Raw genomic sequence first — 19,267 nt, 5'->3', positions numbered from 1 at the left:
TATGTGTTATATGTTTGCAAAGTAACTAAATATATTTGTAATGGAAAAGTTTTTTCAAATAAATATCTATGAAAATGGGCATTATGTCAATAATAATTCCGATATTTGCAGAAAATAACTAAAAAATGATGAAAAGATACTTGTTTTTGGCCGTGATGGCATGTATGATTTGCCTCATGAGTTCAGCTCAGAAGAAGCTGTTGGTTTACGGAGTTGGCTTCTACAATCAGGAGAACCTCTTTGACACCATCCATGATGAAGGCAAACGCGATTTTGAATTTCTTCCCAATGGAAGTTACCGTTGGGACGGCTTGAAATATTCGCATAAACTGAAGAATATGTCCAAGGCGCTTGCCGATATGGGTACCGACATGCTCCCCAATGTGGGTTGCGCCATTATCGGAGTGAGCGAGGTCGAGAATGCCCGTGTGCTTACAGACCTCTGTGCCCAGGAGCCGCTCAAGGCGCGTAATATGCAGTTCTGCCACATCGAGGGCCCCGACAAGCGAGGTGTAGACTGTGCGCTGCTCTACAATCCCGCACTCTTCAAGGTCAATGATGTGAAGCTCCATCCCTATGTGACCGAACAGGAGAAGGACAAGAAATTCATTACCCGTGGTTTCCTCACCGTCAAGGGCGAACTTGCCGACGAGCCGGTGGTGGTTATCGTGGCCCACTTGCCCAGCCGCTTCTCTACCTCTTACTATCGTGAGCTCGGAGCCCGCCAGATGCGCGTCATCAAGGACTCGCTGCTCCGCGAGAATCCCGCCTACAAGTTCTTTATCATGGGCGATATGAACGACGACCCCTCCGACAAGAGTATGGTCGACGGTCTGGGTGCCCGAGCCGACAAGGACAAGGTGGGACCTGGCGAGATGTACAGCCCATGGATCAATATCCACAAGCAGGGTAAAGGCACCCTCTTCTATGGTGGCTCGTGGAATCTCTTCGACCAGATTATCATGACCCCCAATCTGCTCATGCCCAAGGATGCCAACGACCCAGACGCCGGCATGCTCAAGTACCGCAAGGCCCAAATCTTCCGCCGCGACTATCTCTTCCAGAGCACGGGCAAGTATAAGGGCGCTCCCAAGCGAACCACCGCTGGAGGCGTATGGCTTGACGGCTATTCAGACCACTTGCCCGTTGTGGTGTATCTCTCCAAGCAGAAGTAAATTATGGATGTCGAGACACATCCTTTTCAACCTTTTCTCCCTGCCAATGCACGCTTGCTGATGCTTGGCACATTCCCCCCTGCGCCCCGTCGTTGGTGTATGGATTGGTATTATCCCAATTACACCAACGATATGTGGCGCATTTTCGGTCTCCATTTCTTTGGCGACAAGATGCACTTTGTCGATGAGGCCAGGCACACCTTCCGCCTGACCGAGTTGCAGACCTTCCTGTCCTCCCTCGGTGTGGCCATCTACGATACGGCTGTCCGGGTGAGACGCACCAAGGGCACTGCTTCCGACAAGGACCTTGACATCGTAGAGCCAGCCGACCTCGATGCGCTCCTCGACGCTCTGCCCCAGTGTCGGGCTGTGCTCACGGCAGGGCAGCTTGCCACTCAGGTTTTTTCCTCCCACTTCCACATCACCGCCCAGCCCGCCATGGGCCAGTCGGTGCCCTTCAGCTATGCCGGGCGCGAACTGATGCTCTACCGGCAGCCCAGCAGCAGTAGGGCCTATCCCATGAAGGTGGAGCTGAAGACCGAGTATTACAGCCGCATGTTCGACGAGCTGTTTGGCGATGACGTCGCAGCGGCCCGTGCTGATACAGAATAAGAAAATGATGGGGTGGGGCGTTGCCGCGACCTTTGGGCTGGCGATGGTCTTACCCCTTGTAAAACAAACAATAATGAATAGCGAAGTAACCATTATCGGTATTGCCGGCGGAACAGGCTCGGGCAAGACCACTGTAGTGAAGAAAATCGTTGAGGCTCTGCCGCCCCATTATGTGGCTGTGGTGCCGCTCGATTCGTATTATAATGAAAACAAAGGCATGAGCGATGAAGAGCGCCATGCCATCAACTTTGACCACCCCGATGCTTTCGACTGGAAGCTGCTCATCAGCCATGTCAACGAGCTGCGCCATGGCCGTGCCGTAGAGCAGCCCACCTACTCCTACATCATCTGCAACCGTCTGCCAGAGACCATCCATGTCGAGCCCAAGAAGGTAATCATCATCGAGGGTATCATGACGCTCATCAACAAGAAGTTGCGCGACATGATGGACCTCAAGATATTTGTCGATGCCGACCCCGACGAGCGACTCATCCGCAACATCCAGCGCGACACCATCGACCGCGGCCGTACCGTGTCCATGGTTGTCGACCGCTATCTCTCGGTGCTCAAGCCCATGCACGAGCAGTTTATCGAGCCTACCAAGCGCTTTGCCGACATCATCATCCCACAGGGTGGAGAGAACGCCAAGGGCATCGGCATCATCTGCGACTATATCCAGGGTATCGTAGAGCGCTGATATCTCCTGCACCGCTGCGATGACGCTTGCTTACGACAGCGTCGGCGTGTCACTCAGCGTTATCGGCTGGCGCGTCGGCGCTGTCGGAGTTTCAGCGGTCCATCATCTGTTTGTAGGCGCGCCGGGCGGCGTGGGCCTTGAGCGTGTTGACCGACTCGCTCACGCCGTAGACCACCATCGCCCAACCTATGATGATGAGCGGAGCCGAGGCTATCCATTCGGGCCGTATCAGTGCGGTCAGACCTATGAGCATCACCACCGAGGGCACCACCCAGTAGAACAGCCCTATGCGCACAATTTGCCGTATGTGGGCCAGACCGATAAACTGGTTGGCTGCAGCCATAATCAGGATGAGGGCGAAGATATAGGTGATGCTTGTAATGAATGTGGTGGGCATCAGCGCCAGTATCACTCCCAGCGCCATGCTGCCCAACCCTACGACGGGGAATACGGGGCGGTAGAGGTTGAGTCGGTTGCCGTCGGTGTCATACATAATCATGCCCTTTTCGGGTTTGCGGTAGGCGTAGTAGGTTGTCACCGAGAACACGCCAGACAGGAAGAACATCACGCCTATCAGTATGGTTATCCATCTTACCGTCTCTTCGTGAAACGTGATGAGCAGCAGACCCACGATGATGGCGACGAGCGCGCGGAACTGCGAACTTAGCAGATTTTTCATTAATTTGTAGCAATTATCATTTTCTGCTGCAAAAGTACAAACAATCATTGGGTCATGCAATTATTTTGACCACAAATTATATTATGACTATGACAACATTATATCTTGTACGCCACGGCGAAACCGTCGACAATGCCCGCCAAATCATGCAGGGGCAGACCCAGGGCGAACTCAATGCCACCGGCATCAGCCAGGCTGAGGCGCTGCGCGACAAGCTCAGCGACATCCACATCGACGCCTTCGTCTCCAGCGACCTCTACCGCTCCATCCAGACCTGCCGCATCCTCGCCCAGGGGCGCCAGGTGCCTATGGTGGAGACCCCGCTGCTGCGCGAGCGCGACTGGGGCGACTTCACCGGCGAGTACATCCCCTCGCTTGCCGACCGCGAGTGGCCCGCCAATGTCGAGTCGGCTGAGCGGTTGCTCGCCCGTGCCCGCAACTTCCTCACCTGGGTGCGGGTCACTTATCCCGACCAGGTGGTGGTGGCTGTGGGTCACGGTATCATCAACAAGGCCATACAGAGCGTGTATCATCAGCGCCCCATGAGCCAGATCATGAAGATGACCAATGCCGAGATGCGGGTGCTGATGCTCTGACCGCGGCGGCGCCATGCCGCTCTGCCGGTCGCCCTGATGGCCTGCAGTGCCGTTGTCAGCTGCTTCTGCCGGTCTGCTTGCCGTGTTGGCTGGTTCGTAACAATAATCACGAGGGCTCGTGTCGTAAGATACGAGCCCTCGTGACATTTGATACGAGCTCGCGTTTCTTATGATACGAGCCGGCAGTGATGGTAATAATCTGTGTGTAAGTGGTTTCCGGATTCCTGGAGATGTCCTCCGTTCCGATTAGTTTATGCCGTATTTGGTGTACATCTGCTGAAACACGTGGCTTTCTTCATTGGCTTCGATGCAGTCGTTGCCCACGTAGTCGATGATCTGGTCATTCACCTCGCATTTGGCATCGCCGATGAAGCGGTACACCACCCGGTTGTTCTCCTTGTAGAAGTGGGGCAGCAGGGCGCCGTTTATCATATCCATCATGGGGTTCATGCTCACGCCGAAGTCGATGTGGTCGTCGTAGATTACGATGCGTGCCGTTGGGTTCTCGGTGAGCAATATGCCATATTCGATGGCCAGCGACAGATACATACATGCCGCTCTTGTAATGCTCTTGACAGACTTGTCAATCGTGATATTCAGATTATCCAGTTGGTCGTACATACTTTTGAGTTGTTTTTTAGTGTTTGTCAATGTCAGTCTCTGGTTCTTTCCCTTAATCTCCGCCCGCAGTAGTCAGTACGGCGCGGAGTCAGTCTTTGTTCCGCCATCGCATGGATGTCGGCTTTCATTGTTTGATGATTACAAATTTACTCATAAAGTCGCTTTTCAGCAAGAAAACCTTCATGCGCGTGAACCTATCTATCATTTTTTAGCTATATAAAAAGCAGGAATATGATAAAAATGTGCATGCTTGACATTTTTATCATATTCCTCTGCGATTGCTTTCGCCCTTGCCTTTCCGGCATTTATGCCCTCGCCGGTCCTCTTTTCCCCCTTTCTGCTGCCAGAGACGGTGGTGTCAGTTGGCGCGTTGGGTCCAGTCTTCCAGCCGAGCCTGGCTTTCCACCTTGTCCTCTATCTGGTCGGGCAGCGAGGCAAAGAAGTCTATGCCCGTGATGCGTTCCACCTCGTCTATCGAGTTGACATACTGCGTCTGGAGCCGTCGGCGGGCGTCGTTGCGATAGATGAAGCCTATGCCGCGTGGCTCTCCCCGCAGACATACGATGACCTTGAAGAAGGCTTCGGGCACCGTCACCTTGTTCTTGCCTATCCGCTTGTGGCGCTGTCTGGTCAGTACGGGTCCGCACACGATGTACAGGTCGCCCCAGTCATCAGCCCAGTCGCGACACTGCTCCTCCAGTATGCGCCAGTCGCCGTCGTTGAGCGCATGGAGCTGTGGGCAGATGTTGGTCAGCAGGAAACAGTCGGCCTGGGCCTGCTCGCTCCATCGGTTGTCGGCCGAGGGACACATGTGTCCGCGGTCATATCCCGAGCGCTGGTAGTCATAGGTGTTGGCACGCGGCTCTTCCACCTCTTCATCTTCGGTGAAGGCGCGTCCCTTGCGCTTGAAGGGGCCGTTGGTGTGGTCGGCTGTGAGATGCCAAGCCACCCAGTTGGGCAGCCTCAGTTCATGATTGTACGAGGCAGTGTACCCCGCACGGTGCAGTATCTGCTCGGGCCTGTCGTTGAGTGGCGCCGGCAGCAGCGCGCCCGTGTCTTCGACCTCGGTCTGTTGCTGTGGCGCGTCGTCCATCAGCCGTCCTGTCAGTCGCTTGTGGTCTCTGGACAGATTGCATCCAGCCAGCAACAGCAGCGCTATCAGTGGGCAGAAAATCCTCTTCATCCTCTGGCGTTGATTTTGTCGTATGCGTCAAAAGCGTATCTGCGCGCCAGCACGAGGGTGAGCGCCAGCTGGCCTGTGGCTGCCGAGATGAGCAGTCCCGTAAACAGCAGCTGTATCACGAGCGCGCTCATGATGTCTGTGCCGCTCATGGTCATGGCCCACATCATCACCGGCGCGGTGCCCATCCCCATGATACCCATGCGCTGCAACAGCGGTATGAGCGACCGCTTCATCGAGCGTCGGGCCAGATAGTTGGTGGCTTCACGATGGGTGGCACCATTGGCGGTGAGATAGTAGTAGAGTTGGGCGTGGTGGTGCAGTCCGTCATAGTATGCGCCCATCGCCTTGACGTTCGACTCAGCCACCGCTCCCGTGGTGATGGCCACTATGGGCAGCAGCAGATGCGGTGCCAGCGGGTTCATGCCCAGCACCAGATAGACGAATATCAGCGAGAGAGGCAGTATGGTGAGCGTCAGCCCCAGCATGATGGGCACTATGTAGTTGGCTTGTCGTATGCGTGCCTTGATGCGCATGTACCAGGCGGTGGCAGCCAGCAGCACCAGCGCGCACAGCAGCGTCACGCCGATGTGGTCAGCCCGGGCGGCCAGCACCGTGAGCAGTGCGCCGAGGGTCAGCGCCACAGCCATTGTGGCCAGCGCCTTGAGCGTGCGCCCCCATATCTCTACCTTGAAGGCGTAGAGCGCATATAGAGGTATGATGAAAAACAGGGCACCTATAATCAGGTTGCCAAAAGAGAGATGTATGGTCTCTATCATTGTAGTTCCTCCAGATTGATATGGTTGTCAAAATAATCTGCCAACGCGCTGTTGGCTGTCGTGGCTATGACGACCGAGTCTTCGGCTGCCATCTCCCTCAGCCGCTCAGCCGTCGCCTCGTCGGCCACCTCTTCGGCTATCACCACCTGCTTGCGCAGCCAGTGGGCCAGGCAGAGCATGCCCGTCGTCACCTCTGTTGCGGCGATTGTCTCGCAGGGCGCGTCGATGTGCTGCTCGCTTATTCCTGCCGCCATCCAGATGTCTATCAGCTGGTTGCTGTCCTTCCGGTATTCGCGATGGATGTCGAGCTGCAGCAGCGAGTCGGCCATCTGTCGCAGCGAGTATTGGGGCTGTGGCGGCAGTGCGGGTATGTAGCCTATCTGTCGTCGCATATAGCGCGAGGCAGCCGGAGTGAGCACCTCGCCGTCGTAGGTGAGATAGCCCCCAGCCACGGGCCTGAGCCCCAGCAGCGCCTCAGTCAGACAGTGGCGCGTGGTGGCATCGCGGCCATAGACCAGCAGCGAGCGTCCGTTGGCCACCACTGCCGACGCCTGCCTGATGTCTGTGCCGTCGTCGCAGTGTATGTCTACATTCTTGAGTTCTATCATCTTGTGGGCTGTCTTTCTGTCATTTGACCTCGGTGAGCTTGCCCGTCACCGAGTCGATGATATATCCATGGAGATTGACGTCGCGCGGCACCAGCGGGTGGTGGCTTATGGTGTTGATGGTATTTCTCACCGAGTCCTCGGTGTCGTGAAAGCCCTCAAGCCAGTGGTCGAGGTCTATGCCGCAGAGCGCGATGGTGTCTATCACGTCCTGGTGTATGCCGCGCTCCAGCATCAGCCGTTTCATCTCGGCACCGTTCATGTGGCAGGCGCCGCAGTTGGAGTGGGCCACCACCATGATTTCCTTTACCCCCAGTTCGTAGATGGCCACCAGCAGACTGCGCATGGCAGAGTCGAAGGGGCTGATGACCAGTCCGCCGGCGTTCTTGATGATTTTTGCGTCACCGTTTTTCAGTCCCAGCGCTGCCGGGAGCAGTTCGGTGAGTCGTGTATCCATACACGAGAGTATTGCCAGCTTCTTGTCGGGGTATTTGCTGGTAACATACTGTTCGTAACCGCGTCGGGCTACAAACTCTTCATTATATTTTACGATTTCTTCGATAATCATGGTTGTCTTCTGTTGGGTCTATGGGGTGCCGGGGCTGTCCTACAACGTGTCATCGTCAATGGGCGGACGCTCCAGTTCCTTCAGTTGCAGTATGTCTGTGGTCAGTTTGCTTAGTGCGTCCATCGGTATGCCTTCGGGCGAATACTTGAAGAACAGGTCGTTGTATATCACATCCTCCAGGAACTCAAAGAGCTCGTGGATGATGGTCCTGTGGTCGAAGGCGAGCTCTGGCAGGTTGCCAATGTCAAACCACTGTGCCTCTGCGGCATCGTCGCTGCCCTTGACCTCGGCGAGGGCCTCAAAGGCGAAGTGCACTACGGTGATGACGCGCTCTCGTGGGTCGCGGTCTACGGCACTGTAGCTGCGGAATTGGAACACCTCGCCCAACGCCATGCCCGTCTCTTCCATCACCTCGCGCCGGGCGCAGGTCTTCAGGTCTTCGTCTATCTCCATAAAGCCGCCGGGAAACGCCCAGCAGTCCTTGTAGGGTTCGTTGCGCCGCTTGACGAGCAGCACGCGTAGCGTCTTGTTGGGGTCGTAGCCGAAGACGATGCAGTCGGCAGTGATTGCCGCATGCGGATATGGATAGCAGAATTTTGTCGGCTTGTTGTCGTTGTCCATGTCTGTCCTTTCTTTGTATATTGGTGAGACAAAGGTAGATATAAACCATCGAACTGCCAATCATTTTGCAGGGAAATTGTGTCTGTGCCGACATTTTTTTGCTGTCGCCAGATGCGGTGGTTGCCATTTCGACCTAAAAAACCATCGCGCTTTCTTTGTATTGTCTATGGTTTGCAGTACCTTTGCATAGGGTAGCGTCCACCGCGCCATGACCGACGGGCAAGTCGGCGAGGGCGAGGTGCAGGCAGACTGCCCTGACAGACATAATTCTACGTACACCGATGAACGACGACAGACTATACTTGCCTGCCGAATGGGCAGTGCAGAGCGGGGTGCAGCTTACCTGGCCCCACGCCGGTACCGACTGGGCTCCCTATCTCGACGAGATTACCGAGACCTATCTCCAACTTGCCGACGCCATCACCCGCCACGAGGCGCTGCTGGTGGTCTCGCCCGAGGTTGAATATGTGCGCGAGCTTCTTGAGGCCCGTCTCGGTCGTGCCCGCATGGCCCGCGTGGTCTTTGCCTGCTGCGACACCGACGACACCTGGGCGCGCGACCATGGCGCCATCACCCTCATGGGCGGCGACGAGCCCGTGCTGCTCGACTTCCGCTTCAACGGCTGGGGCGAGAAGTTCGGCTGGCAGCACGACAATGCCATCACCCGCCACCTCTGCGAGCAGGGCCTGCTCCACGGCAGCCGTGAAGACCATGACGACATGGTGCTCGAGGGCGGTAGCATCGAGAGCGACGGCCGGGGCACCGTGTTTACCACCAGCCAGTGTCTGCTGGCTCCTCACCGCAACCAGCCCCTCTCCCGCGAGGAGATAGACGCTGAGCTGCGGCGTAGGCTTCGCGCCCGACGCGTGGTGTGGATCAATCACGGCAATCTGGTGGGCGACGACACCGACGGCCACATCGACACCACGGTGCGCGTGGCTCCCCACGATACCTTATTATATATTAAGTGTAGCGACCAGGCCGACGAGCATTATGCCGACTTCTGCGCCATGGAACGCGAGCTCCAGGCACTGCGCACCGACGACGGGCGCCCTTACCGTCTCATCGCCCTGCCTATGGTCGACGAAATCAGATACGACGACGAGCGGCTTCCGGCTACCTATGCCAACTTCCTCATCGTCAACGGCGCCGTGATTTACCCCACCTACGACCAGCCCCACAATGACCAGGCGGCTGCCGAGGCTCTGCACCAGGCTTTCCCCGATCACGAACTCATCGGCATCGACAGCCGTGTCATCATCCGCCAGCACGGCTCCATCCACTGCCTCACCATGCAACTGCCCGCGGGCGTGCTCTGCCGATAAGCGTCATCACCCATCATCCCAGAAGAAATATAACACAGATAGATATGAAAGAACTGAAAGTAGGAGTGCTGCAACAGCACAACACCAGTGACATAGCCGACAACAAACGCCGTCTGGCCGAGGGCGTCAGGGCTCTGGCTGCCGACGGTGCCCAACTCGTGGTACTTCAGGAACTCCACAACTCGCTCTACTTCTGTCAGGTAGAGGATGTAGACAACTTCGACCTGGCCGAACCCATCCCCGGCCCGTCTACCGAGTATTTCGGCCAGCTGGCCCGCGAACTCGGCGTGGTCATCGTCACCTCGCTCTTTGAGCGCCGTGCCCCCGGACTCTATCACAACACCGCCGTGGTGATAGAGCGCGACGGCTCGATAGCCGGAACCTATCGCAAGATGCATATCCCCGACGACCCGGCTTATTATGAGAAGTTCTATTTCACCCCCGGCGACCTGGGCTTCCACCCCATTGACACCTCGGTGGGCCGGTTGGGGGTTATGGTGTGCTGGGACCAGTGGTATCCGGAGGGAGCACGGCTTATGGCGCTCCAGGGTGCCGAGCTGCTCATCTATCCTACGGCTATAGGCTATGCAGCCAGCGACTCTGCCGACGAGCAGCAACGTCAGCGCGAGGCGTGGACCACCGTACAGCGCGGCCATGCAGTGGCCAACGGACTGCCTGTGGTGGCGGTCAACCGCGTGGGCTTCGAGCCCGACCCCAGCGGACAGACTCCGGGCATAGAGTTCTGGGGCTCTACCTTCGTGGCTGGCCCCCAGGGCGAGCTGCTCTATCGCGCTTCTGCCGACGGTGAAGAGCGCCGCATCGTAGACCTCGACCTCGGTCATAGCGAGCAGGTGCGTCGCTGGTGGCCCTTCCTGCGCGACCGCCGCATCGATGAGTATGGCGACATCACCCGTAGATATATCGACCGTTGACACCAACCGTCCCATAACAAAGGCGCCGACTCTCCTGCGAGGGTCGGCGCCTTTGCCATTGGTGGTGGTGATGGGTCTATTCCTGATAGTCGCCTTGCTCGTCGGTGGCTTCGGCTTCGTCGTTATAACCCTTGATGCCGAAGTTGGGGTCTATCTTGAGCATGGCGGTGACGATATAGGTCACCACGCAGCTTATCACCACGATGATGAAGAACATGCGGTAGCCCACAGCCTCCTGCAAGGCTCCAGCGAAGAAACCGGGAAGCATCATCGACAGCGACATGAAGGTGGTGCACAGCGCGTAGTGGCTGGTCTTGAACTCGCCACGGCTGTAGTAGATGAGGTACATCATGTAGGCCGTGAAGCCAAATCCATAACCAAACTGCTCGACAAACACGCATACGTTGACGATGGCAAGGTTGGGCAGCACGTAGCTCATGTAGATATATACCAGGTCGGGCAGCGTGATGGCGAGTACCATGGGCCACAACCAGCGCTTCAAGCCGTCCCGACTCACGCACAATCCGCCGAGTATGCCTCCCAGGGTGAGTCCTATCACGCCCACCGTGCCCTGCACCAGTCCATACTCCTGCGGCGAGAGTCCCAAGCCGCCATTGCTCTCGTTGTCTACCAGGAAGAGTGCAGCCACCTTGGCCAGCAGACCTTCGGGCATGCGGTAGAAGAGCATGAAGAGTATGCCTGTCACCACCTGCTTCTTGCAGAAGAATGTCCTGATGGTGTGCGCCAGTTCACCTATGATCTGCTGCGGCGTATTGGCGGTGTGTGCCTTGTCCGCCTTGGGCCTGGGCAGCACATAGCCGTGCCACAGCCAGAGGCCGATAAACAAGCCGGTGACGCCATAGAACATCAGACTCCACGAGAAGGGGATGCTGTTGCGGTAGATTACCTGCAGATTGCCGGCTACCATCACCAGCACACCCTGGCCGAAGATGGTGGCCAGGCGGTAGAACGTGGAGCGTATGCCCACATAGAATGCCTGGTCGTTGGGCGTCAGTTCGAGCATGTAGAAACCATCGGCGGCGATGTCGTGGGTGGCGCTCGTGAAGGCCATCACCCAGAAGAAGAACAGGGTGCCCTGCAGCCAGAAGTCGGTAGGGATGGTGAATGCCACGCCGCCAAAGGCTGCGCCCACCAGCAACTGCATGGTGATTATCCACCATCGCTTGGTCTTTACCAGGTCAACAAACGGACTCCAGAGTGGCTTGAGCATCCACGGGAGATACAGCCAACTGGTGTAGAAGGTTATCTCGGCATTGCTCAACCCCATCTGCTTGTACATGATGACAGAGATGGCCATCACGGCCACATTGGGCAGTCCTTCGGCGAAGTACAACGAAGGCACCCAGCTCCATGGCGATTTGCTATTGTTCATATCCAGTGTTTTAGTATATCTTCTTGATTTCGGCACCACGATAGTAGTGGAGCAGTATCTTGTCATAACTGTAGCCCTGTTCGCTCATGACGGCGGCGCCTATCTGGCAGAGGCCGACGCCATGACCCCAGCCTGCGCCGAGGATGTCGAAGCGCTCGGGCACACCATCAATGTCGCCGTGGGGTTCAACCACAAAGGCCGAACTGTAGAGGTGGCTCTCGCTGAGCGTACGGCGTATCTCGAGTTCCTTGCCGATGATGTACTGGCGCTTGGTGCCCACGATGCGCAGACGCGAGATGCGTCCGCTGGCGCCACGCTCCAGAGGCTCGAGCGTCACGATGTCGCCCATATCCATCTTCAGACGGTTGGCTATGAGTGTCTTCAGCTCCTGTTGTGAGTAGCTCACGCGCCAGCGGTAGAAGTCTTTGGTCTCCTGGTCATAGTCGTTGAGCACTTGAGAGAGTATGGTGGCGTCGGTGGTGTTGCAGAATGCGTCTGGACTCTGCCTTATCCATGCCTCGGCGTTGGCCTCTATGGTCAGGTCGGGCTCTACAGCGTCGGTCTCCACGCCCTCGGCATTGTCGCGCACCGCCATGAGATAAGGTTTGTCTATATCCTCCCAGCAGTAACGGTAGCGTTCGGTGATGCCGCCACAACACTTGGAGAAGCGGGCATCGCATATCTCGCCGTCGTTTTGCAGTATCTGTCCGCCGGTGGCAGCCACAGCCTGTCGGGCCTTGTCGCTGGTCTCGCGGGTGATGCCCTGGTAGCGCTGGCAGTGGTCGTCGGCACACACGTCAAAGAAGGTGTGGTCTTCGCGGTCATACCAGCGGGTGAGTTCGTCATCGGTCTTGGTGAAGGAGAAGAAGCCCGAACCGCTCTTGCCGTCCATCTGCTGTCGCTTGTGCATCTGCGCGAGCAGCCAAGAGCGCGATATCACCGCGTGGGCTTTCAGCAGTTCGATATTGGATGTGGCGCTCATCTCGCTCGATATGACGCTCTCCAAGTAGCGTTCCACGGGCAGCTCGTTGATGGCACATATCTTGTCTTCCTCGACCACCAGTCTCAGCGTGCCGGCAAACACCTGTGTCTCGGTGCGCTCCCAGTGGAAGTTGACGCCGATGGTCACATCGCTGAGGGCAAACGACGCATCCTCATGCTGTGGATGGAAGGTAAGTTGGCTATACAGGTTGCCGTTCCAACTGATGCCGCCCTCGGCGAACTCCACTTCCTGTCGGCCCTCAATCTGCTGGCCCTTGGCCATATAAGGGCGGTTGAGGTCGAAGCAGATGCGCTTGGCGCTCACGATGCCTACCGACACCATGGGTTCGGCTGTGGCTTCGGGCTCGGCAGCTGCCTCGGCGGCGGCAGTGAGGCGGGCGGTGATGCGTCCGAATTGCTCAGCTCCGACACCACACTCGCGGAGGATGGCAGCCGCTCTGTCGGCGTCGATACGGTCAAAGTCTGTCTGGCGTGGGGTGATGATGAGGCCGGCCATGTCTATAGCTCCCGGGCTGACCAGATACTGGGTGTCGTCCTCGGCCGTGTAGCAGTCGGGACGATGCTTGGCGCGAGGGATGACGACGGTGACGTGGCTCTCGTCCTTCTGCCATGAGATGATGTTCATCATGGGCTCTCCGCTCTCCTTGTGGAGGGGCATAGCCTTGTAGATACGGTCAAAGAGAGCCTTGTCGGCGGTGGCGTCGGTGCTGACGATGGCCAGCAGCGGCACCACATATCCGCCCACGGCATAGATATGGTTGTCGTTGTCGTATTCATACACCATCTCTCTGCTGTTGGCCAGCCGTGCCCAGTCGTTCTGCAGCGGCAGAAGGCCAGAGCATACGGCTTGCAGATGAGCGTGGTCGGGGGCAGAAGCTCCACAGTGGGGACCGTTGTAGAATACGGTGAGTTCGGGATAACGCTCTACCATGCGGAATATCTCGCCATAACACGTGCGTATGCGCTGCGGGTTGTGGCGGTTGAGGGGAATGGTAAAGTGGACGGGCAGAATGGGGAATGGGTTGACCAGCAGCGTGAAGTCGTTGTCCAGGCGCTTGGCCATCTGCTCCTGCGGACGGTTGTCGGCGCAGAGGAAGCAGGGCCGATGGGCTATGCTGCGGGCATCGATGCGCGCACCGGTAGAGACCATGCGGGCAGGGTTGAACTGCACCTGCAGCAGCGTGTCGCCGCTACAGAGGCTGCGCTGCTCTACATGGTTGAGGTCGCGGAAGCGCTGGCAGGCGTCGCTCCAGAGCTCCAGCTGGCGGTCTATGAAGCGGTTGAGTTCGCGGCAGTTGCCCTCGGGCTGGCTGTTCAGCTGCTGGCGGGCTTCGAGCTCGATGGTGCGCAGCCGGTCTTTATAGAGATTGTTGGCATTCTGGCGTTCTATGCTGAGGGCGGCGTCTGAGTTGCCCTCCCAACGGCGGCAGAGATAGAGCTCGTCGTAGATGCGGCCTATGCGGTAGCGGCGGCTGATGGCCAGACCCATAGCATAGTCCTCGCCATAACTGGTGTTGGGGAAGCGTATCTCTCTGACCACTGGGGTGAAGAAGGCGCGAGGCGCCCCGAGCCCATTGATGCGCAGCGCATTGTTGGGCCCGTTGTGGTCTGTCCATTCCCGGTGGTCTATGATGCCCGGTGGCAGGGTGTTGAGGGCAAAGTCGCACATGCGGTAGGCGCCGATGACCATGGCGGCAGGCTGCTGGCGGAACTCGTCGACCACGCGCTGCAGCGTGGAGGGCGAGGCATAGAGGTCGTCGCTGTCCAGCTGCACGGCGAAGCGGCCGCAGCGGCTGTCGTTGACGGCGGCGTTCCAGCATCCGCCGATGCCCAGATCGTCGCGTTCGGGGATGAGGTGTATCAGTCTGTGGTCGCTGCGCGCCAGGTCATCCAGTATCTCGGTGGTGCCGTCGGTAGAGTGGTTGTCGACCACGATGACGTTGTAGTCAAACCGTGTCTGCTGGGCCAGAGCCGACCCCACGGCGTCGGCAATGGTGCGACAGCGGTTGTAGACGGGGATGACCACCGAGGCTTCGACGTCGAAGTCCTGCTCGTCCAGGTCTACAGGCTCGTAGCGATGGGTGTCTACTATCGCGCCCACAGCTTCGAGATGCCGGGTGGCTGCATCCTCCATCTCTATCTGGCGGTCGCGGTTGCGCGGGTCTACATAGTCAAACTGGCGCACACCGCTGGCGCGGCTGTCGGTCTGCTGCTGGGTGTAGAGATACTCGTTGAGGTGGGTGATGGCGGCTTGGCGCGAGATGTAGAGGCGCAGGTCGTACCACGCAGCCCATCGGTAGTCGGGGGCGGCGGGCTGCTGGGCCATATAGCCCTTGAGCAGCGCCGTGCTCACAAGCACAGCCGGTCCGAAGTCGAAGTCGTCGCGCAGCGCACCCTTCTGATAGTCTATCGCGGGGTGTGCCACCAGTTTGCCGTCGGCGGTGGCCATCCGGCTGTCGGCATAGACCATGCCCGCGCCGGTGTCGGCTGCCGTCTCCACCATGCGCTCTATGGCGTGGTCGCCCCATAGGATGGGCTGGGCCTTGAGCGTGAGCAGCACGTAGGGTGCCGTGGCACGGCGAGCTATCTCTGCCAGCGTGGCTGTCGACGTGAGCGACTCTGTTTCGATTACTTGTGCTTGGGGATATGCCTGTGCTGTCTGCGGCTCTATCATCAGGGTGATGTCTCTTACCGAGACGCTCCGTGAGAGGGTCTCTATCGTCGCCTCGGCGTCGCCAGCCGAAGCAATGGCTACAAAACAGTCTATCTGGTTTCTCATCATTTCTGTTTCTTATATATTAACAATATGTAAAGGTCGTATTTTTCGCCGAATTAAGCAAATTTTCGCGGCTAAAAAATACGACCTCGGTCAATATTGTGGCTCTGATGAGCACAGCGTCAAGCAAAGGGGAAGAGCAGGGGCAGTATGAAGGTCATCACGATGCCTATGATAATCTGCAGAGGCAGACCCACCCACACGTAGTCCATGAAGGTGTAGCGGCCCGCCTTCATCACCAGCGCGTTGGGCGGTGTGGAGAACGGCGAGGCAAAGCACATGCTCGCTCCCAGCGTCACGGCAAACATGAAGGAGTAGGGGCTCACGCCGGTCTGGGTAGCGGCAGCCATGGCTATGGGTGCCATGAGCACCGCCGTGGCGGTATTGCTGATAAACATGGTCATGAGCGATGTGGTGAAGTAGATGCCTGCCAGCAGGGCGTAAGGCCCGATGGCGCCCAGGCTGCTCACCAGATTTTCTGACACGATACTCGACACGCCCGTCTTCTCCAGGGCTATCGACATGGGCATCATGGCGGCTATCAGGATGATGCTCTCCCAGTTGATGGTCTTGTAGGCGGCGTCGACGCTGCGGAAACAGCCCGAGAAGACCATGAGCAGTCCAGCCATGACCACGGCGATGACGGGGCTCACGGGGATGAAGTCGAACACCATGACCAGTATCATCAGCAGCATGATGGCTGCAGCCACGGGTGCCTTGAAGTCGAGCGACACCTTCTCCATCTGCTTGTCGGGGCGTCCCAGCACCACCCAGTTCTCGTTCTCGTGGTTCATCTGCATGATCTTGTCCCACTGGCCTTGCACGAGCAGTATGTCGCCATTGCGCAGACGGTGGTCGCTCAGCTCTTCCTTGATATAGTTTTCGTCGCGGCGTATGCTGAGGATGTTTACCGAATAGTCTTCGCGCAGTCTGGAGTCGCGTATGCGCACTCCGGTGAGCCTGGAGGTGGGCAGAACGATGATTTCGGAGATGCCGATGTCGTAGAAGTCCAGTCGGGTGGTCTTCATCCTTATCAGGTGATAGTCGCTGGCAAACCGCTCCATGGCATCCTTGTCGCCATAGAGGTAGAGTATGTCGCCCTGGGCGATGACGGTGTCTGCCCACGCCATACTCTGGCGTATGTCCATGCCGAGAGCCTTCTTCTTCTCGTTGCGTATCTCGAGTATGGTGAGTCCATACCTGTTCTGCAGGTCGAGCTGCTGCACACACATGCCTGCGAGCCCATTGTTCTTGTAGCCCACACGCAACTTGTACAGGTTGTCGTGCAGCTGGTACTGCTCGGCGAGGTCGTTGAGCGTCTTGCCGGCAGTTCCCTTGTGGTGCTTGCCCTTCTTCTTGATGAGCAGCAGACTCATGGGCAGCAGCACGGCTATGCCCAAGGCTATCACTATCAGACCGATGGGGAGGAAGGTGAAGAATCCGAGCGGTGCGAAGCCATGCTCTTCGAGGGTCTCGCTGATTACGAGGTTGGGAGGCGTACCTATCAGGGTGAGCATGCCGCCGAGGCTGCCCGCAAAGGCCACCGGCATGAGCAGACGCGAAGAGCGTATGCCCGAACTGGCTGCCATGCTCATGATGATGGGCATCATGATGGCCACGGTGCCGGTGTTGCTCACAAAGGCGCCGATGAACGAGGTGGCGAGGACTACATAGATGAAGGCGCGCGTCTCGTTGCCCTTGGCCATGCGCGATATGCTGTTGCCTGCCGACTGGGCAAGACCCGTCTGCAGAATGGCGCCGCCCACAACGAAGAGGCCGGCCATCATAATGACTATGGGAGAAGAAAAACCGCTTAAAGATTCGCTGGTGGTAAGAACTCCGGTAGCGGTAAGTACCATCAGGGCCGACAGGGCTACGACATCGCCACGTACGCGTCCCCAGACAAACATGGCTATAGTTACAATCAGAACAATTATAGTTATGGTCATGAATCAAACACAGATTAGTGGACTACAAATATACAATAATCCCGCCACAATCACGAACGCCGCCAGGGCGATGGCGTCTGATTTAATAAAACCTTAATAAGTTTTAGCAATTATTATTGTTTGGCTCGCGGTGACGGTCGTGACGGCAGCGAAGGTTGGCGTTGTCTCTTCTGCGTCTGTCTTCATCTCTCTGGTGACGGATATCATCTTGCTCATTTCGGATGTCATCTTTCCGGTGGTGAAATCCATTCCTTCCGAGTCGGATGTCATCTTTCCGGTGGCGAAATCCATCCCTTCCGAGTCGGATGTCATCTCGCCAGTGATGCCGTTAAAGATGATTTCAGGGTTGGAAACGGTGATTTCACGCTTGGATATTATCGTTGCAGACACTGAAATCACCATTTCATGCCTTGCAATTGTCCTGAAGGGCCTCTCCACGGACTTGCGGATGGTCGGCGTGGGCAACAAAAAAAACTCTCTCCCGCTGGGGCTGGCATCGTGTGCCGTGTTGACCCCAGGGGAGAGAGAGACTTATTTTACTAATAACGCTATGTCATTATCTGTGGCCACCGCCGAATGAACCTCCGCCAGAACGGCTGCTTGAAGAGTGGCTGCCGCCAAAGGAGCCTCCTGCACGACTGCTGCCGCCACCGCGGTTGCCACCGCCGAATGAGCTGCTGTTGCTGCTGCCACCCGAGCGTCCGCCGAAGCTGCTGCCCGAAGAGCGAGAGGGCTGCGAGGTGGATGGAGAGAAAGTGCGGCTGGGCTGGCTATTGGCGCGTCCGCCGAACGAGGGCGAGTTGTAGTCGCTGGAGCGGCGCTCTACGGTGGTGCGGGTCGAGCTGCGCACGCCTCCGTCGGCTCGGCTGCCGAATGTACGGTTGCTGCCGCTCACGCCCGAAGACTGCCGGTTGGCTCGTCCGCCAAACGAAGAGCTGCTGCTGTTGCGGTTGTACATCGGGTCGCTCTGCTGCGAGGCACGGCTGCCAAACGAGCGGTTGCTGCTGGAAGCGCCGGCAGACTGCTGGTTGGCACGTCCGCCAAAGCTGCGGTTGGCATTCTCACGATTTATGTTGGATGAATTGTTGTTGCGTCCGCCAAAGGAGCGAGTGCCGTTGCCGAATTCGCCGCGGTCAAATCTGTCGCGCATACCGAAGCTCCTGCCGTTGTCACGATTGATGTGTCCGGCAAAACTGCGTCCGCGATACCAGCTGCGGTTGCCGTTGTTGTGCCAGCTGTGTCCGCCGCGATATACGGTGACAAAGTGGGGACAACCGAAGTAGTAATAGTCACGGTGAGGATAGCGAGCGTAGATACCGAAGTGCCAGTAGTAACCGTCCCAACTGAGCGGGCGGTAGAAGTAGTGGGCGGCGCAGAAAGCCCGGTACTGCCAGTCCAGGAGTATGTAACTCAGGTCCATATTGCGACGGGTCCAATAGACTCCGTAGAGGTCGTCATAAGTATTGATACCCATCAGATAGTCAAGGTTTATCTCGTAGGCAGCCTCATACTGAGCGTCATTGAGATTGAGCTCGTAAGCCATCTTGTCGGTCAGGAACAGAGCCTGCTCGCGTGCCTGACTGTAACTCATTGCGCTGGCTGAAACGACCATTGTCATCATTGCCATCAGGGTGAATATATACTTTTTCATAATCGTAAGGATTTAGTTGTTTACTTTATCTGGTGCAAAGAAACAAAGAAAAAGCAAGGCGGCAAAGGGTTTTTCCCTAAAGAGAGAGAGGAAAATCCCTACAATG

Annotated in this window: 18 protein-coding genes; 7 read left to right on the top strand and 11 right to left on the bottom strand. The window is 57.3% G+C overall.

Annotated elements, in window-relative coordinates:
• Window positions 1–128: 128 nt before the first annotated feature.
• From CIK92_RS07205 to udk, 3 genes are all read left to right on the top strand, one after another.
• Window positions 129–1,175: an endonuclease/exonuclease/phosphatase family protein gene (locus tag CIK92_RS07205; RefSeq protein ID WP_022309908.1), complete on the top strand. Its 1,047-nt coding sequence runs from the start codon at window positions 129–131 to the stop codon at window positions 1,173–1,175.
• Between the two features lie 3 nt (window positions 1,176–1,178).
• Window positions 1,179–1,787 carry a uracil-DNA glycosylase family protein gene (locus CIK92_RS07200; RefSeq protein WP_094388635.1) on the top strand — a complete coding sequence of 203 codons (609 nt, stop codon included), beginning with the start codon at window positions 1,179–1,181 and terminating at the stop codon, window positions 1,785–1,787.
• A gap of 73 nt (window positions 1,788–1,860) precedes the next feature.
• Window positions 1,861–2,484, top strand: a complete 624-nt coding sequence (gene udk / locus CIK92_RS07195; RefSeq protein ID WP_022309906.1) for a uridine kinase — start codon at window positions 1,861–1,863, stop codon at window positions 2,482–2,484.
• A gap of 91 nt (window positions 2,485–2,575) precedes the next feature.
• Here the strand turns inward: udk and CIK92_RS07190 are convergent, their stop codons facing one another.
• Window positions 2,576–3,163 carry a DUF308 domain-containing protein gene (locus CIK92_RS07190; RefSeq protein ID WP_094387372.1) on the bottom strand — a complete coding sequence of 196 codons (588 nt, stop codon included), beginning with the start codon at window positions 3,161–3,163 and terminating at the stop codon, window positions 2,576–2,578.
• Window positions 3,164–3,252: 89 nt separating this feature from the next.
• On the opposite strand from CIK92_RS07190, the gene CIK92_RS07185 reads away from it, so the two are divergent.
• A complete protein-coding gene (locus tag CIK92_RS07185; RefSeq protein ID WP_094388634.1) occupies window positions 3,253–3,759 on the top strand; it encodes a histidine phosphatase family protein in 507 nt (168 codons plus the stop codon).
• Window positions 3,760–4,005: 246 nt separating this feature from the next.
• On the opposite strand, the gene CIK92_RS07180 is transcribed toward CIK92_RS07185, so the two are convergent.
• The 6 genes from CIK92_RS07180 to CIK92_RS07155 form a co-directional block, all read right to left on the bottom strand.
• Window positions 4,006–4,380: a hypothetical protein gene (locus CIK92_RS07180; RefSeq protein ID WP_022309903.1), complete on the bottom strand. Its 375-nt coding sequence runs from the start codon at window positions 4,378–4,380 to the stop codon at window positions 4,006–4,008.
• Window positions 4,381–4,738: 358 nt separating this feature from the next.
• Window positions 4,739–5,563, bottom strand: coding sequence for a DNA/RNA non-specific endonuclease (locus tag CIK92_RS07175; RefSeq protein WP_094388633.1), 825 nt, complete (start codon window positions 5,561–5,563; stop codon window positions 4,739–4,741).
• Complete coding sequence (locus CIK92_RS07170) at window positions 5,560–6,339, bottom strand: ABC transporter permease (RefSeq protein WP_094388632.1); 780 nt, start codon at window positions 6,337–6,339, stop codon at window positions 5,560–5,562. The genes CIK92_RS07175 and CIK92_RS07170 overlap by 4 nt, the downstream gene beginning before the upstream one ends.
• On the bottom strand, window positions 6,336–6,947 hold the full coding sequence (locus CIK92_RS07165; RefSeq protein WP_022309900.1) for an ABC transporter ATP-binding protein: 612 nt from the start codon (window positions 6,945–6,947) through the stop codon (window positions 6,336–6,338). Before CIK92_RS07165 ends, CIK92_RS07170 begins: the two co-directional genes overlap by 4 nt.
• Before the next feature lie 19 nt (window positions 6,948–6,966).
• Complete coding sequence (locus tag CIK92_RS07160) at window positions 6,967–7,509, bottom strand: carbonic anhydrase (protein ID WP_094388665.1); 543 nt, start codon at window positions 7,507–7,509, stop codon at window positions 6,967–6,969.
• Window positions 7,510–7,551: 42 nt separating this feature from the next.
• Window positions 7,552–8,133, bottom strand: a complete 582-nt coding sequence (locus CIK92_RS07155) for an NUDIX hydrolase (RefSeq protein WP_094388631.1) — start codon at window positions 8,131–8,133, stop codon at window positions 7,552–7,554.
• A gap of 281 nt (window positions 8,134–8,414) precedes the next feature.
• On the opposite strand from CIK92_RS07155, the gene CIK92_RS07150 reads away from it, so the two are divergent.
• Both CIK92_RS07150 and CIK92_RS07145 read left to right on the top strand, forming a co-directional pair.
• Window positions 8,415–9,458, top strand: a complete 1,044-nt coding sequence (locus CIK92_RS07150; protein WP_094388630.1) for an agmatine deiminase family protein — start codon at window positions 8,415–8,417, stop codon at window positions 9,456–9,458.
• A gap of 44 nt (window positions 9,459–9,502) precedes the next feature.
• A complete protein-coding gene (locus CIK92_RS07145; protein WP_094388629.1) occupies window positions 9,503–10,390 on the top strand; it encodes a carbon-nitrogen hydrolase in 888 nt (295 codons plus the stop codon).
• A 76-nt stretch (window positions 10,391–10,466) separates the two neighbouring features.
• On the opposite strand, the gene CIK92_RS07140 is transcribed toward CIK92_RS07145, so the two are convergent.
• The 3 genes from CIK92_RS07140 to CIK92_RS07130 form a co-directional block, all read right to left on the bottom strand.
• Window positions 10,467–11,783, bottom strand: coding sequence for an MFS transporter (locus CIK92_RS07140; protein ID WP_094388628.1), 1,317 nt, complete (start codon window positions 11,781–11,783; stop codon window positions 10,467–10,469).
• A gap of 10 nt (window positions 11,784–11,793) precedes the next feature.
• Window positions 11,794–15,564, bottom strand: coding sequence for a DUF4922 domain-containing protein (locus CIK92_RS07135; protein ID WP_094388664.1), 3,771 nt, complete (start codon window positions 15,562–15,564; stop codon window positions 11,794–11,796).
• 119 nt (window positions 15,565–15,683) lie between these two features.
• A complete protein-coding gene (locus CIK92_RS07130) occupies window positions 15,684–17,510 on the bottom strand; it encodes an SLC13 family permease (protein ID WP_094388627.1) in 1,827 nt (608 codons plus the stop codon).
• Between the two features lie 139 nt (window positions 17,511–17,649).
• On the opposite strand from CIK92_RS07130, the gene CIK92_RS13400 reads away from it, so the two are divergent.
• Complete coding sequence (locus CIK92_RS13400; protein ID WP_144289368.1) at window positions 17,650–18,090, top strand: hypothetical protein; 441 nt, start codon at window positions 17,650–17,652, stop codon at window positions 18,088–18,090.
• On the opposite strand, the gene CIK92_RS07120 is transcribed toward CIK92_RS13400, so the two are convergent.
• Window positions 18,067–19,161, bottom strand: coding sequence for a hypothetical protein (locus tag CIK92_RS07120; RefSeq protein WP_022310885.1), 1,095 nt, complete (start codon window positions 19,159–19,161; stop codon window positions 18,067–18,069). The genes CIK92_RS13400 and CIK92_RS07120 overlap by 24 nt on opposite strands.
• Window positions 19,162–19,267: the final 106 nt, after the last annotated feature.

It is taken from the genome of Prevotella sp. P4-67, from assembly GCF_002251325.1.
Taxonomy (GTDB): domain Bacteria; phylum Bacteroidota; class Bacteroidia; order Bacteroidales; family Bacteroidaceae; genus Prevotella.
This window is presented reverse-complemented; position numbering and strand designations above follow the sequence as displayed.

Excerpts from the sequence above, each read along its gene's own strand:
- CIK92_RS07205 (WP_022309908.1), top strand. The coding sequence starts at position 129 with ATGAAAAGATACTTGTTTTTGGCCGTGATGGCATGTATGATTTGCCTC.
- CIK92_RS07200 (WP_094388635.1), top strand. The coding sequence starts at position 1,179 with ATGGATGTCGAGACACATCCTTTTCAACCTTTTCTCCCTGCCAATGCA.
- udk (WP_022309906.1), top strand. The coding sequence starts at position 1,861 with ATGAATAGCGAAGTAACCATTATCGGTATTGCCGGCGGAACAGGCTCG.
- CIK92_RS07190 (WP_094387372.1), bottom strand. The coding sequence starts at position 3,163 with ATGAAAAATCTGCTAAGTTCGCAGTTCCGCGCGCTCGTCGCCATCATC.
- CIK92_RS07185 (WP_094388634.1), top strand. The coding sequence starts at position 3,253 with ATGACAACATTATATCTTGTACGCCACGGCGAAACCGTCGACAATGCC.
- CIK92_RS07180 (WP_022309903.1), bottom strand. The coding sequence starts at position 4,380 with ATGTACGACCAACTGGATAATCTGAATATCACGATTGACAAGTCTGTC.
- CIK92_RS07175 (WP_094388633.1), bottom strand. The coding sequence starts at position 5,563 with ATGAAGAGGATTTTCTGCCCACTGATAGCGCTGCTGTTGCTGGCTGGA.
- CIK92_RS07170 (WP_094388632.1), bottom strand. The coding sequence starts at position 6,339 with ATGATAGAGACCATACATCTCTCTTTTGGCAACCTGATTATAGGTGCC.
- CIK92_RS07165 (WP_022309900.1), bottom strand. The coding sequence starts at position 6,947 with ATGATAGAACTCAAGAATGTAGACATACACTGCGACGACGGCACAGAC.
- CIK92_RS07155 (WP_094388631.1), bottom strand. The coding sequence starts at position 8,133 with ATGGACAACGACAACAAGCCGACAAAATTCTGCTATCCATATCCGCAT.
- CIK92_RS07150 (WP_094388630.1), top strand. The coding sequence starts at position 8,415 with ATGAACGACGACAGACTATACTTGCCTGCCGAATGGGCAGTGCAGAGC.
- CIK92_RS07145 (WP_094388629.1), top strand. The coding sequence starts at position 9,503 with ATGAAAGAACTGAAAGTAGGAGTGCTGCAACAGCACAACACCAGTGAC.
- CIK92_RS07140 (WP_094388628.1), bottom strand. The coding sequence starts at position 11,783 with ATGAACAATAGCAAATCGCCATGGAGCTGGGTGCCTTCGTTGTACTTC.
- CIK92_RS07135 (WP_094388664.1), bottom strand. The coding sequence starts at position 15,564 with ATGAGAAACCAGATAGACTGTTTTGTAGCCATTGCTTCGGCTGGCGAC.
- CIK92_RS07130 (WP_094388627.1), bottom strand. The coding sequence starts at position 17,510 with ATGACCATAACTATAATTGTTCTGATTGTAACTATAGCCATGTTTGTC.
- CIK92_RS07120 (WP_022310885.1), bottom strand. The coding sequence starts at position 19,161 with ATGAAAAAGTATATATTCACCCTGATGGCAATGATGACAATGGTCGTT.